The organism is Sphingobacterium chuzhouense, from assembly GCF_014692525.1.
Classification (GTDB): domain Bacteria; phylum Bacteroidota; class Bacteroidia; order Sphingobacteriales; family Sphingobacteriaceae; genus Sphingobacterium; species Sphingobacterium chuzhouense.
Map to the genome: position 1 here is coordinate 275,789 of NZ_JACNYL010000005.1, position 12,823 is coordinate 288,611.

The following is a 12,823-nucleotide window of genomic DNA, read 5'->3' on the forward strand; positions in this document are numbered from 1 at the left end:
TAGGCATGAAAAGCTTAAATCAACAGGAGTTTATAGAGTGGGCAGATGCATATCTTCGGGAAGAGCTTTCGCAGGAAGATCGATTGCGGTTTGAGACATATTGTGCGGAAAATCCCGTAAAGGCAGAACTTTTTGCACAACACAAAGCTTTTTTAACTACTATGGAAAAAGCGGATGCACGCTCAAATTTCAAACGAGACTTACAGCATATTGCATTGGATTACGATAAGACTCATAACCCAAAACCGGCAACTAAAGTTATCAGCTTATGGGATAGGCTGAAACTCAATGCCGCTGTAGCAGCTGCTATTGCCATTGTATCCGTGTTTTCGACTTTATGGTTGACAGGTTATTATAAAAACTTGAAAAAAACCACATCAGATTACAGTGCTTTACGCAGGGATATGAATACCGTAAAACGTAATGTAAATGCACAGAATGCAGCTATTCAAAATATCAACAACACCAAAGAGAATATTAAAGAAACGATGCACTACGGCGCTACCGGATTCATGATTACAAAAAATGGCTATGTTGTCACAAACTATCATGTTATCACCGGAGCCGACTCTGTACATTTACAGAATCATAAAGGGGAATCGTTCAAGGCAGATATTATTTTTACAAATCCTGAAAAGGACTTGGCGATCTTGCATATCAACGACTCCACCTTTAAATCTATAAAGAGCATCCCGTACACCTTTAAAAAACAAGACTCCGATATGGGGGAAGATGTTTACACTATTGGTTTTCCTAGAGATGAAGCTGTCTACGGACAAGGCTATCTAAGCTCCTCTACCGGATATGCCGGCGACACTCTTGCTTATCAAATATCAATCCCGGTAAACCCGGGTAACAGTGGAGGACCACTATTGGACAAAGAAGGTAATATAATCGGAATTATCAGCGGAAAACAAAAGGGAATAGATGGTGCAGCTTTTGCGATCAAGACGAAAGCTTTAATGGAAACATTGAACAGTATCCCTGCTGACTCCCTTAATGGGAAAAATGTTGTTCTTAACAATAAAAATTTATTGTACAATTTGTCGCGAACCGACCAGATTAAAAAATTACAAGATTACATTTATATCGTGAAGGTTTACTAAAAAAGAAAGGGGCAAATTTTATTTGCCCCTTTCTTTTTATTTATTCGGTTGCGGTGTAACACGCAAGTAAGGTTTTACTTCCGTGTAGCCTTTTGGAAATTTAGCTGGAATATCTTCTGTTTTTATTGCAGGAACGACAATGACATCTTCGCCGTCTTTCCAGTCAGCAGGTGTTGCTACAGAATATTGATCTGTTAATTGAAGCGAATCAATCACACGTAAAATCTCAAAGAAATTTCGACCTGTAGAAGCTGGATAAGTTAATGTCAATTTAATTTTCTTGTCCGGACCGATAACAAATACGGAACGTACCGTTGCTGTAGCAGACGCATTGGGATGAATCATATCATATAATTCCGCTACCTTACGGTCTTTATCCGCAATAATAGGAAAATCTACTTCACAATTTTGTGTCTCGTTGATATCTTTAATCCAGCCAAGATGATCTTCTACTGAATCAACACTTAATGCTAATACCTTCGTGTTTCTTTTTTCAAATTCTGATTTCAACTGTGCAGTACGTCCAAGTTCAGTGGTACATACAGGTGTGTAATCTGAGGGGTGTGAATACAAAACCGCCCAGCCATCGCCGATATACTCATAAAAGTCAATTTTTCCTATGGATGTCTCCGCTTGAAAGTTTGGAGCAACATCACCTAATCGTAAACTCATATCTTAAAATTTTAAAGGTTTTTAATAAACATTTTTATTCTCTACAAATTTAGTAGATTATTTGAGTTTTCAAAATGATACCGCATCTCATTTCTGTAATCTTTCATTAATAAGTGTCAGATTCCCGTAATCTTCAAAGGAGAAACTCGCCAATTTCTGCGACACGTGCTCCAACAGAAATTTCGACTTGTATAATAGTTGCTGTTGTGTTTCATCCGCTGGAGACAGTAATGCATCACGTAGAAAGAGTAACGCTAACGGGCGAATTTGCTCCGTTTCCAACTCCTGTTCCACGTACGTTAAAAGTTCATCTTGAGAAAGACCTATTAACCAGTCTCTTTGCTTTCCAAAAAACTTATGGTAACCTTCTTCTATAACCGCAGGCTCAGTCGGTTCATCAAAAGCTTCATATTTATCAACGAGCAGGCGCAGAAACTTGCCCATCTCATTAATCCAATTCAGGATCGTATCTTTCTCGTATCTAATGCCCATTATCTAGTCTGCCCATCGCCCGTAATATACCATTTCTCCGTTACCAATTTCTCTAAAGCGAAAGGTCCCCTCGCATGGAGCTTCTGTGTAGAGATACCTATTTCAGCTCCAAGTCCAAAAGCACCGCCATCGGTGAATCGCGTAGAGGCATTCGTATAAACTGCAGCCGCATCTACCGTTTCCATGTAGGTATTGATGCGTTCGGAATCTGTTGAAACAATACATTCTGAATGTTTGGAAGAATGCTCAGCGATATGTGTCAAGGCCTCGTCAAAATTCTCTACCACTTTGATCGAACACTGCAATGATAGAAACTCTCGGCCGAAGTCTTCTTCCTTAGCTAATTCCAACAATGGATAGCCGAGTTCTTTTAAAATAGAAAAAGCAGCTTCATCGGCATAGATTTTCACACTACTTTCTTCAAAATACGGTACAACTTTGTCCAGAAGCTCTTTTGCTACTTCTCTATCAACCAAAACAGTATCCAACGCATTACATACGGATGGTCGCTGTATTTTGGCATTCGCTATAATTTTTGCAGCTTTCTCCAAGTCGCCTGTTCGCTCCACATACGTGTGGCATACGCCAGCTCCTGTTTCGATTACAGGAACTTTTGCCTGTTCGCGGACTAAATCAATGAGTGCCTGTGATCCTCTTGGTATAATGATGTCTACATATTGGGTAGCAGAAAGCAGCTCACTCACAAACGCTCTATCCGTCGGCAACAATTGCACGATATGTACATTTAAATTATGTCTGCGTAATTCTTCTTGTATAATTTCCACCAACACGCTATTCGTAAACCAAGCATCCGATCCTCCTCGCAACACACAAACATTTCCGGATCGTATACACAATGCCGCTACGTCTACCGTTACATTTGGTCTGGATTCATAAATCACGCCGACTACTCCCAGCGGAACAGTTTTCTTCTCGACTAACAAACCATTCTCTAGTTCCTTGCGAGAAATCAATGCCCCTGTTGGATCAGGGAGATTTGCAACGTCGATCAGACTGGCTGATAATGCCAAAATTCGATCTTTATCCAACAATAATCTATCATATCGTGGATCTTCCCGATCCATGCGCTCCAAGTCTTTCTTATTCTCCCGAATAATATCATCTACACGCTGTTCTAGTGAACTGGCAATATCTTTCAGCAACTGCTGCTTCGCACTATCAGTCAAACGTTTAACCGCGATGGTAGCTTCATGAGCAGCCTTTAACTCTTCCTGTATACTTTCCTTCATCATCTAAAAATCCCTTTCCTTTTTATTATATGTTACAAATAAATATAAATCACAACAACACAATATCATCTGCATGCGCTATCGCGACATTCTTTTTCTTGTGAATTGATTCCACGTCCATGACATCGATTTTTGATTTCGCCACAGCAAACACCACTCCTTTTTCATTAGCTATCTGGAAAACCTCACCTGTCTCCAAGGCTTGATTGATGGCCACTACACCCACAGCCAACAGGCTTTTACGATTTTGAATGGCGTTTGCTGCTCCTTCATCAACCTGCACCAGTGCTTTGATGAGGCTACCCGTTGCAAGCCACTTGTTCCTCGAAGATACCTTTTTTTTCTGGGGTAAACAAACCGTTCCTGTCTCACCTTTTACCGCTTTTAAGATTCCATCCTCCGTTTGCATGCTGAAGATAACGGTCTGAATGCCCATTTGATTTGCTAACCTGGCAAAATTGAGTTTGGAGGTCATCCCTCCTAAACCGACAGCTGATTTTTCTTTTTTCACAAATGAAAACACGTCTTTATCAATCATCGATATTTGTGAAATCACTTTCCCTTTAGTATCCAAAACCCCCGGAACAGACGTGCTGAACAATAGTTGTTCTGCACCAAACCCAACCGCTATCAATGTTGCAAGCTCATCATTGTCCGAGAATTTGAGTTCCTTATTACTCACCACATCGTTTTCGTTAGCAATAGGAATAATATTGTTCTTCCAAAGTTCTTGATACGTATCCTTTAGTTGAAGAAACTGTGCTCTATTCGCAAAATGCTGTCTTTCACATAAACTTTGCGCCAATGCAATATTAAAAGGTTTAAAGTACGTGCTATATGTACGGACAAGTAATGGATTTCCAATAGCCGCTGCAGCCTTCCGCGCCGACAAGCTTCCATCATAATTCTTTAAATATTTTTTTCCAGCCGCGACAGCACCCGATGATACCAGAACGATATTGTATTTCGATTGCAACTGGGCCGTCTGCCGTGCAATTTCCAACACGATACGTTCATCTACATCTCCATCTTTGGTTGTAATCGCAGCCGAACCAAATTTTATGACCAATACAGGTTTCTTCATTTATTTTAACAATTTGACAAAATCAAAACTATTTGTTTAAAGAAATGTAAATGTAATAAGGATTTTTGTCGGAACAAATTATTTTAAATCACACTTTGGTATGGTTTATGGACATCTTCTTTTTAAAAGAAAAAATATAATGAAGTACGTCGCACTCATATTGGTTTCATTTATGCTTTCTTGTCAAGGTTCCGTTCAGAAAGACATACCTAATGACAGTTCTTCTTCTCTCCCGCCTATCGGTGGAACAAAAGATAAACACGGTTGTCTTATTGCTGCAGGCTATACTTGGTCAAAAGTCAAAGAAGAATGTATCCGCCCTTGGGAAGGTACTATTACCATGAACGTTACGGACACGTCAACGAATTTTGAAACCGCTACTTTCGTTTTGATGGATTCCATTAAGCAAAAGGCAGAGCTTTTCATAAAGGAAGAAGATGAGAGTATATTATTGGATAGTGTTGCTCCCCATTTATACGCCAATAAACATTACAAGTTGATAGAAGAAAACCACTGTTGGTCGTTGGTCCATCAAGAGGAAGTTCTCTATGAAGAGAAGAAATAAAGTAAAGCTTTTTATTTTATTTTATTTCTTCTCCAAATCGTTCCTTATAAAGCTTCTCCATGGCGAACATTTCGTCACGCAGCTTGGCAGCTTCCAAAAAATCCATTTCCTTTGCCGCTTTTTCCATTTTTTTGCGTACATTATCAATAGCTTTTTTCATTTCTTTATCCCCTAGATATTCCATCACTGGATCAGCCGCTATTAGTGTTGTAGGATCAGGCTCTACATAAGCTTTCGCTTCACCTGGTCTGAAATCCGCCACTGAAGTCTGCTCTAGTATCTCTTGGCGTGTTTTACCTACTGTTCGTGGCACGATTCCATGTTCTTCATTATAAGCGATCTGTTTCTCCCTGCGTCGGTTCGTCTCGTCGATAGTCACTCGCATACTCTCTGTCATTTGATCAGCGTACATTATAACACGCCCTCTATCGTTACGAGCCGCTCGACCGATGGTTTGAATCAATGAACGTTCTGAACGGAGAAATCCTTCTTTATCTGCATCTAAGATCGCAACCAACGTTACCTCCGGCAAATCCAATCCTTCACGCAAGAGATTCACGCCTACCAATACATCAAACTCACCCAATCGCAAGCCACGCAAGATTTCCACACGTTCCAGTGTCTTTATTTCCGAGTGGATATAACGTACTTTAATATTCAATCGGCTCATATATTTAGTTAGCTCTTCCGCCATACGCTTGGTCAATGTGGTCGCTAATACACGTCCTCCCTCTTTGATTGTCTTATCCACTTCTTCCAAGAAATCGTCAACCTGATTAATAGCCGGGTGCACCTCAATGATCGGATCTAACAAACCAGTAGGACGAATAACCTGTTCTACGACGACACCTTCCGTTTGTTGCAATTCATAGTCACCGGGAGTTGCCGAAACGTAAACAGTTTGGTTCGTCAATGATTCAAACTCTGGGAAGTTAAGCGGTCGATTATCTAATGCTGCAGGTAATCGAAATCCGTGCTCGACTAAGGAAATCTTACGTGAGCGGTCGCCACCATACATGGCGCGTAGCTGGGGCAACGTAACATGGCTTTCATCAATAACCAACAGATAATCGTCTGGAAAATAATCCAATAAACAGAATGGTCGCATACCTGCTTGGCGTCCGTCAAAAAAACGGGAATAGTTTTCAATTCCAGAACAATAGCCCAATTCCCGCATCATTTCCAAGTCGTAGTTCACCCGTTCCTCCAGGCGTTTAGCTTCCAACAATTTACCATCGCCTTCCAATTGTGCTTTTCGCTGCTCTAATTCTTCTTGTATCGCCCAAATAGACTGTGTAAATTTCTCTTTAGGGGTTACGAAGAGATTGGCGGGAAATAAAGCTATATCCTCCATTCTGGAAATCGTTTGTCCCGAGACAGGATCAATTTCACTAAGTTCATCGATTTCGTCACCAAAGAACGAGATTCGGAAAGCATTATCCAAATAAGCGGGATACACATCCACGATATCTCCTTTTACCCGAAACGTTCCCCGTTTAAAATCGCTTGTTGTTCGGGCATAGAGTATTTCCACCAAACGATGTAAAAATGCATTTCGGCTGATCGTAATGCCTACAGAAAAGCGAAAAATGGAACGCGAGAAATCATCCGGATTTCCCATACCATATATACAGGATACAGAAGAGACGACAATCACATCTCGACGCCCCGACATCAATGCAGAGGTTGTTGCCAGACGTAATTTTTCGATTTCTTCGTTGATAGCCAGATCCTTTTCGATATAGGTATTCGATGACGCAATAAATGCTTCAGGTTGATAATAGTCGTAGTAAGATACAAAATAGTTGACGGAGTTTTCCGGAAAAAACTGCTTAAATTCCCCGTAAAGTTGTGCGGCCAGTGTCTTATTATGGCTTAAAATAAGTGTGGGGCGCTGTGTTTCCTGTATGACGTTTGCTACCGTAAATGTCTTTCCCGAACCCGTTACACCTAATAATGTCTGATATTGATCTCCCTGCTGTATCCCTGCTACTAATTCTTTGATCGCCTGTGGCTGGTCTCCCGTAGGCTTGTATTCTGATGTTAATTTGAATTTCATTAAAAATCTTCCGTTTATGGAAATATAAAGTTAGGAAAAAGGCACTTAATTTGCTAAATTGCTGATATCAAATATAACGTTATGGTAACAATCCTGACCAAAGAAAATAGTATCGCCAACCACTATTTAGTGGAATTGCGAGATATCAACATACAACAAGACCGCATGCGCTTTCGAAAAAACTTGGAACGTTTGGGAGAGGTTATCGCCTATGAGATAAGTAAAACACTGGATTATGAACCTGTGACCGTCCAAACACCTTTGGGAGAAGCTTCTCATCAAGTTTTGCAGGAACAGCCTGTATTAGCGACCATCATGCGGGCAGGTTTGCCTTTCCATCAAGGCATGCTAAATGTATTTGATCGTGCCGATAGCGCATTTTTTGCAGCGTACAGACATACCAAAAAGAGTGGAGAAATGGAAGTATATAAAAAATATGTCAATACGCCTAATCTCGATGACAGAACCCTCATCATGGCCGATCCCATGCTGGCAACTGGGCGAAGCTTGGTACTTTGTTGTAAAGATCTATTGGCTGAATACAACATTAAAGAGCTTCATATAGCGGTCGTCATTGCTTCCGAGGAGGGACTTCAGCATGTACGTGCTTTCCTTCCCGAGGCACACCTTTGGGTAGGCGACGTAGATAACGAAATGACGTCGAAATCCTATATTGTTCCCGGATTAGGTGATGCAGGGGATTTGGCTTATGGCAACAAAGAATAGTGTAACAGATAACAAAAAGATAAAACGAAATTAACATATAATGAACAATACAACACTAAATTCATTCATAAATCTCATAAACTATGGTTTGGCAAAAATACAATGGCGAAAAAATCCACACGCCCATCAACGATGCTGTTGAAGAAATCATCAAAAGGGAAACTTACCTCGGTAACAAGCTAAAAGTATATATAGGCACCGATTCTCAAGTAAAGCGAGGAATAGTCGAATTTGCTACCGTCATCGTTTTTCTACGCGAACACAAAGGTGGTTTTATGTTCATCAACCGCGACAAAATCATCCGTCGGCTAAGCATTAAAGAACGCATGCTTACCGAAGTCCAAAAATCCATTGATATCGCCTACCAATTATGTCCACTTCTTGACCAATATCATATCGACCTTGAAGTGCACGCAGACATCAACACCAATCCCAGTTTCGAATCCAATATTGCGCTAAAAGAAGCCATGGGGTACATCATGGGTATGGGATTTCAATTCCGTGCCAAGCCGGAGTCATTCGCCAGTACGAATTGTGCCAATAAAATGGTACAATAGTCAATTTTAGAATCGATTGGTACTCTTTCGGCAGGTTTTAGTATAATTGTAAAAACGATTATACTTTGGTTGATATTGCACTGAAAAAAATCGCCATCGTAGGGCCGGAATCTACCGGAAAATCAACGATGGCGCAGCATCTCGCACAGGTTCTCGGAACAGTATGTGTACCGGAGTATGCCCGATATTATTGCAGGAATCTCGACAGACAATATACGTTACAGGATGAGGTGAATATGTTCTATGGACAGGTCGCTCTGGAAGATGCATTGATCCACCTAGCAAAAAATAATGTACTTGTTTGCGATACCACCATGCTAACCGTAAAAATCTGGTGCGACCATCTTTTTGGTGGTACCCCCGAAGAAGTAACCGACGAAATCAAATCCAGGAAGTACGATTTTTATTTACTTATGGATATTGACCTTCCGTGGGAAGATGACCCGTTACGGGATTTTCCTCAACAACGAGAACATTTCATGCATGTTTGGAAAAAAGAATTGGAAGCATTGGATGCTTCGTATAAAATTATTTCGGGAATAGGTGATGAAAGACTAAAAAATGGTGTAAATGCTATTGATTTATAAAAAAACCTGTCGGATGTTCGACAGGTTTTTATTTCACTCTCTTTCTTAATAACGATATGCTTCGGGTTTATAAGGCCCGTCTACCGTCACACCGATATAATCGGCTTGTTCCTCTGTTAGCGTATCCAGCTCCACGCCGATATGTGCCAAGTGCAAACGCGCCACTTTTTCATCTAAATGCTTCGGAAGCGTGTATACTTTTTTCTCGTATTGACCGTTGTTTGTCCACAACTCAATCTGTGCTAACGTTTGGTTTGTGAATGAATTGGACATCACAAAAGACGGATGGCCGGTTGCGCATCCCAAATTCACCAAACGACCTTCTGCAAGCAAGATAATGTCTTTCCCATCTACCGTATACTTGTCCACTTGCGGCTTTATCTCCACTTTTGTATCGCCGTAACTGTTATTTAACCAAGCGACATCAATTTCATTATCAAAGTGTCCGATATTACACACAACTGTTTTGTCTTTCATTGCTTTAAAGTGCTCCGCACGAATAATGTCTTTATTGCCGGTCGTCGTCACGACAATATTGGCTTCTTTCACCGCATCAGCCATTTTCTTCACTTCATATCCTTCCATTGCGGCCTGCAATGCACAAATCGGATCAATTTCCGTTACGATAACACGCACGCCTGCCGAACGCAATGATTCCGCAGATCCCTTGCCCACATCACCATAGCCCGCTACGACCGCAACTTTTCCGGCCAACATCAAGTCGGTTGCACGACGAATTGCATCCACTAATGACTCGCGGCAGCCGTATTTATTATCAAATTTAGACTTCGTCACTGAGTCGTTTACATTAATTGCCGGTAAGTGCAATGTACCTTTTTTATATCGTTCATAAAGACGGTGAACGCCCGTAGTTGTCTCTTCAGATAGTCCTTTGATTTCATCGATTAGCTCGGGAAATTTGTCGAATACCATATTCGTCAAATCTCCACCATCGTCTAAGATCATGTTTAATGGCTTACGCTCTTCTCCGAAAAATAGAGTTTGCTCGATACACCAATTAAACTCTTCTTCAGTTAATCCTTTCCATGCATATACGGGAATGCCTGCAGCAGCAATAGCAGCGGCAGCATGATCTTGCGTAGAAAAGATATTACACGACGACCAGCTCACTTCCGCACCTAATTCCACTAACGTCTCTATCAATACAGCTGTTTGTATCGTCATGTGCAAACAACCCGCAATTCGAGCACCTTTTAATGGTTTAGAAGCTCCGTATTCTTTGCGTAGGCTCATCAAACCTGGCATCTCGGCTTCCGCCAATTCTATTTCTTTTCGTCCCCACTCCGCCAAAGAAATGTCTTTTACTTTGTAAGGAACGTACGCTGTTTCAACTGTTGACATATTATTCTATTTTTTTATGGAAATACAAAAATAGCTGATACCCAATTCAAATCAAAAACATAGGCATATTATTCTTTTAATCTGACATTATCTTGAGGATAATATCTTGATTGGAGACGGATAATGCATTATCTTTGCTTTTAACCAATCCGCCAGTTGGCGGAGAGTTTATTTTTAGATAATTTTTACTTAAAGAGAGAGATGTATCCGGAATATTTAGTAGCTCCTATGCGCCAAGAGTTGGTCGACGCAGGATTTGAGGAATTAAAAACAGTACAAGAAGTAGACACAGCGATTCCTTCCGAAGGGACTGTATTCGTAGTTGTCAATTCAGTTTGTGGATGTGCTGCAGCAAATGCACGTCCTGCTGCACGCTATGCGGTAGAAAATGGTAAAAAACCTAATAAATTGGTAACTGTTTTTGCTGGTATGGAAAAAGACGCAGTGGATAAAGCACGGGAGTACATGCTTCCGTATCCTCCTTCTTCACCAGCGATGGCCTTGTTCAAAGATGGTAAGTTGGTACACATGATCGAAAGACACATGATTGAAGGACGACCTGCACAAATCATTGCAGATAACCTTATTGCGGCTTTCGACGAGTACTGCTAGTCATTACATTTTGATTTTTGAATAAAAAGGCTCTCCTGTGTTTTATCGGAGAGCTTTTTTTGTAATGTATAATAAAATGAAGCCACACCTTGTCTCAATGAAACTATTTTACTCCATCTTATTGCTTATTGCTATAGGTTTCTTTACGGTTCAGTGCACGACCAATAAAGAAGTCGATCTTATCGTTTATAATGCAAAGGTTTACACGGTAGACTCCGTGTTTTCCCAAAAAGAAGCATTTGCTATAAAAGGGGGAGTATTTGTCGACATGGGTACTTCGGAAGAAATTCAAAGTAAATATGTGGCAAAAGAAATTATTAATGCGGAAGGAAAAACAATATATCCTGGATTTTACGATGCGCATGCTCATTTCTTAATGTTGGCAGATATGTTGGAGCGGGTCAATCTTAATGGTACAAAATCTTATGACGAAATAATCAAAAAGCTCATCGCGTATCAAAAAGAAAATCCGGATAAACGATGGATTATTGGGAGTGGATGGGATCAGAATTTATGGGAAGACAAAAGCTTTCCTACCAAAGACAGTTTGGATAAATATTTTCCCGAAACGCCTGTTTTTCTTTCCCGTGTCGATTATCATACTGCTTTAGTAAACAGCCAAGCATTGCATATAGCACAATTGGACACTACCCGTCCTGTCCCAGGAGGTCTGATGGCTGTTGACAGCTTAGGTAACTTCACGGGTATATTAATAGATAACGCTATGGAATTAGTTTCCCGTCACATCCCTGTACCGGAGGAACATCATTTATTAGTAGGCCTACGTAAAGCACAAGACTCCTTATTTTCTGTGGGATTAACCTCAATCGTAGAAGCAGGACTTTCTCTGGAAGAATTAGAACACCTTAAGAAATTCTATCAGCAGGATTCCTTGAAAATAAGAAATTATGCGATGATCGGTGGAAGCGCTCGCGATATTGAGCGTTATATCCGGGAGGGTATTTATGAATCCGAGCGTTTAACCATCCGCTCTGTAAAGCTTATGGCTGATGGTGCATTAGGCTCACGTGGCGCATGCTTACTTGAGCCTTATAGCGACGACTCGCTCTCACAGGGATTTCTTTTGCAAAATCCAAAAGAACTGGATGATGTTATCAGAAGGATTGCCAGAACCCCTTTCCAGATCAGTACACACGCTATCGGAGATTCTACCAATAGATTAGTATTGGATATCTACGGTAAATATTTAAAGGATGGAAAAAAAAGACGGTGGAGAATTGAGCATGCTCAAGTAGTATCTCCTTCTGATTTTTCAAAATTTGCCCAATTTCATATTATCCCATCTGTCCAACCTACACATGCGACTTCCGACATGTATTGGGCTGAAAACCGTTTGGGTACTGAACGGATCAAAGGTGCTTATGCTTATAATACATTATTAAAACAATACGGAAAGCTGGCGTTGGGCAGTGATTTTCCTGTAGAGCATTTCAACCCGCTATTTGGGTTTCATGCCGCGGTGGCCCGTGTCGATAAAAATGGATTTCCAGCTGGTGGTTTTCAAATGGAAAACGCTATAACAAGAGAACAAGCACTACGGGGAATGACGATATGGGCAGCTTTCTCCTGTTTTCAGGAAAAGAAACGCGGTAGTATTGAACGCGGAAAAGATGCTGATTTTGTTATATTGGATGAAGATATCATGACGGCTCCTGACAATCAGCTACGTTATGTAAAAACGTTACGTACTGTAATTGCAGGAGAAACCGTATTTTTGAGAGAATAATCGT

At 40.8% G+C, this 12,823-nt stretch carries 13 protein-coding genes; 7 read left to right on the forward strand and 6 right to left on the reverse strand.

The window, feature by feature from the left end; all coding sequences use genetic code 11:
• Positions 1 to 5: 5 nt before the first annotated feature.
• Positions 6 to 1,106, forward strand: a complete 1,101-nt coding sequence (locus tag H8B21_RS18850; RefSeq protein WP_190315391.1) for a S1C family serine protease — start codon at positions 6 to 8, stop codon at positions 1,104 to 1,106.
• A 36-nt stretch (positions 1,107 to 1,142) separates the two neighbouring features.
• Here H8B21_RS18850 and H8B21_RS18855 read toward each other — a convergent pair whose 3' ends face one another.
• The 4 genes from H8B21_RS18855 to proB form a co-directional block, all read right to left on the reverse strand.
• Positions 1,143 to 1,778 carry a peroxiredoxin gene (locus tag H8B21_RS18855; RefSeq protein ID WP_190315392.1) on the reverse strand — a complete coding sequence of 212 codons (636 nt, stop codon included), beginning with the start codon at positions 1,776 to 1,778 and terminating at the stop codon, positions 1,143 to 1,145.
• A gap of 87 nt (positions 1,779 to 1,865) precedes the next feature.
• Positions 1,866 to 2,270, reverse strand: coding sequence for a hypothetical protein (locus H8B21_RS18860; protein ID WP_190315393.1), 405 nt, complete (start codon positions 2,268 to 2,270; stop codon positions 1,866 to 1,868).
• On the reverse strand, positions 2,270 to 3,523 hold the full coding sequence (locus H8B21_RS18865) for a glutamate-5-semialdehyde dehydrogenase (protein WP_223815143.1): 1,254 nt from the start codon (positions 3,521 to 3,523) through the stop codon (positions 2,270 to 2,272). The genes H8B21_RS18860 and H8B21_RS18865 overlap by 1 nt, the downstream gene beginning before the upstream one ends.
• Before the next feature lie 46 nt (positions 3,524 to 3,569).
• Positions 3,570 to 4,604: a glutamate 5-kinase gene (gene proB / locus H8B21_RS18870; RefSeq protein ID WP_190315394.1), complete on the reverse strand. Its 1,035-nt coding sequence runs from the start codon at positions 4,602 to 4,604 to the stop codon at positions 3,570 to 3,572.
• A 139-nt stretch (positions 4,605 to 4,743) separates the two neighbouring features.
• On the opposite strand from proB, the gene H8B21_RS18875 reads away from it, so the two are divergent.
• Positions 4,744 to 5,169: a hypothetical protein gene (locus H8B21_RS18875; protein WP_190315395.1), complete on the forward strand. Its 426-nt coding sequence runs from the start codon at positions 4,744 to 4,746 to the stop codon at positions 5,167 to 5,169.
• Positions 5,170 to 5,185: 16 nt separating this feature from the next.
• Here H8B21_RS18875 and uvrB read toward each other — a convergent pair whose 3' ends face one another.
• Positions 5,186 to 7,228: an excinuclease ABC subunit UvrB gene (gene uvrB, locus H8B21_RS18880; RefSeq protein WP_190315396.1), complete on the reverse strand. Its 2,043-nt coding sequence runs from the start codon at positions 7,226 to 7,228 to the stop codon at positions 5,186 to 5,188.
• Positions 7,229 to 7,309: 81 nt separating this feature from the next.
• Between uvrB and upp the strand changes: the two genes are divergently transcribed.
• The 3 genes from upp to H8B21_RS18895 all read left to right on the forward strand — a co-directional run bounded on the left by upp (position 7,310) and on the right by H8B21_RS18895 (position 9,098).
• A complete protein-coding gene (gene upp, locus H8B21_RS18885) occupies positions 7,310 to 7,954 on the forward strand; it encodes a uracil phosphoribosyltransferase (protein WP_190315397.1) in 645 nt (214 codons plus the stop codon).
• A gap of 83 nt (positions 7,955 to 8,037) precedes the next feature.
• A complete protein-coding gene (locus H8B21_RS18890; RefSeq protein ID WP_190315398.1) occupies positions 8,038 to 8,511 on the forward strand; it encodes a ribonuclease H-like YkuK family protein in 474 nt (157 codons plus the stop codon).
• Positions 8,512 to 8,585: 74 nt separating this feature from the next.
• A complete protein-coding gene (locus H8B21_RS18895) occupies positions 8,586 to 9,098 on the forward strand; it encodes an AAA family ATPase (RefSeq protein WP_380906604.1) in 513 nt (170 codons plus the stop codon).
• 45 nt (positions 9,099 to 9,143) lie between these two features.
• Here H8B21_RS18895 and ahcY read toward each other — a convergent pair whose 3' ends face one another.
• Positions 9,144 to 10,460 (reverse strand): adenosylhomocysteinase, encoded by a 1,317-nt coding sequence (ahcY, locus tag H8B21_RS18900; protein WP_190315400.1) that lies wholly within the window; start codon positions 10,458 to 10,460, stop codon positions 9,144 to 9,146.
• 201 nt (positions 10,461 to 10,661) lie between these two features.
• Here ahcY and H8B21_RS18905 point away from each other — a divergent pair, with 201 nt between their 5' ends.
• Both H8B21_RS18905 and H8B21_RS18910 read left to right on the forward strand, forming a co-directional pair.
• A complete protein-coding gene (locus tag H8B21_RS18905) occupies positions 10,662 to 11,072 on the forward strand; it encodes a BrxA/BrxB family bacilliredoxin (RefSeq protein WP_190315435.1) in 411 nt (136 codons plus the stop codon).
• A gap of 97 nt (positions 11,073 to 11,169) precedes the next feature.
• Entirely contained in the window at positions 11,170 to 12,819 is a 1,650-nt protein-coding gene (locus H8B21_RS18910; RefSeq protein ID WP_190315401.1) for an amidohydrolase, read from the forward strand.
• Positions 12,820 to 12,823: the final 4 nt, after the last annotated feature.

Bases quoted from the DNA above. Each gene is read 5' to 3' on its own strand.
- H8B21_RS18850 (WP_190315391.1), top strand. From the start codon at position 6: ATGAAAAGCTTAAATCAACAGGAGTTTATAGAGTGGGCAGATGCATAT.
- H8B21_RS18855 (WP_190315392.1), bottom strand. From the start codon at position 1,778: ATGAGTTTACGATTAGGTGATGTTGCTCCAAACTTTCAAGCGGAGACA.
- H8B21_RS18860 (WP_190315393.1), bottom strand. From the start codon at position 2,270: ATGGGCATTAGATACGAGAAAGATACGATCCTGAATTGGATTAATGAG.
- H8B21_RS18865 (WP_223815143.1), bottom strand. From the start codon at position 3,523: ATGATGAAGGAAAGTATACAGGAAGAGTTAAAGGCTGCTCATGAAGCT.
- proB (WP_190315394.1), bottom strand. From the start codon at position 4,604: ATGAAGAAACCTGTATTGGTCATAAAATTTGGTTCGGCTGCGATTACA.
- H8B21_RS18875 (WP_190315395.1), top strand. From the start codon at position 4,744: ATGAAGTACGTCGCACTCATATTGGTTTCATTTATGCTTTCTTGTCAA.
- uvrB (WP_190315396.1), bottom strand. From the start codon at position 7,228: ATGAAATTCAAATTAACATCAGAATACAAGCCTACGGGAGACCAGCCA.
- upp (WP_190315397.1), top strand. From the start codon at position 7,310: ATGGTAACAATCCTGACCAAAGAAAATAGTATCGCCAACCACTATTTA.
- H8B21_RS18890 (WP_190315398.1), top strand. From the start codon at position 8,038: ATGGTTTGGCAAAAATACAATGGCGAAAAAATCCACACGCCCATCAAC.
- ahcY (WP_190315400.1), bottom strand. From the start codon at position 10,460: ATGTCAACAGTTGAAACAGCGTACGTTCCTTACAAAGTAAAAGACATT.
- H8B21_RS18905 (WP_190315435.1), top strand. From the start codon at position 10,662: ATGTATCCGGAATATTTAGTAGCTCCTATGCGCCAAGAGTTGGTCGAC.
- H8B21_RS18910 (WP_190315401.1), top strand. From the start codon at position 11,170: ATGAAACTATTTTACTCCATCTTATTGCTTATTGCTATAGGTTTCTTT.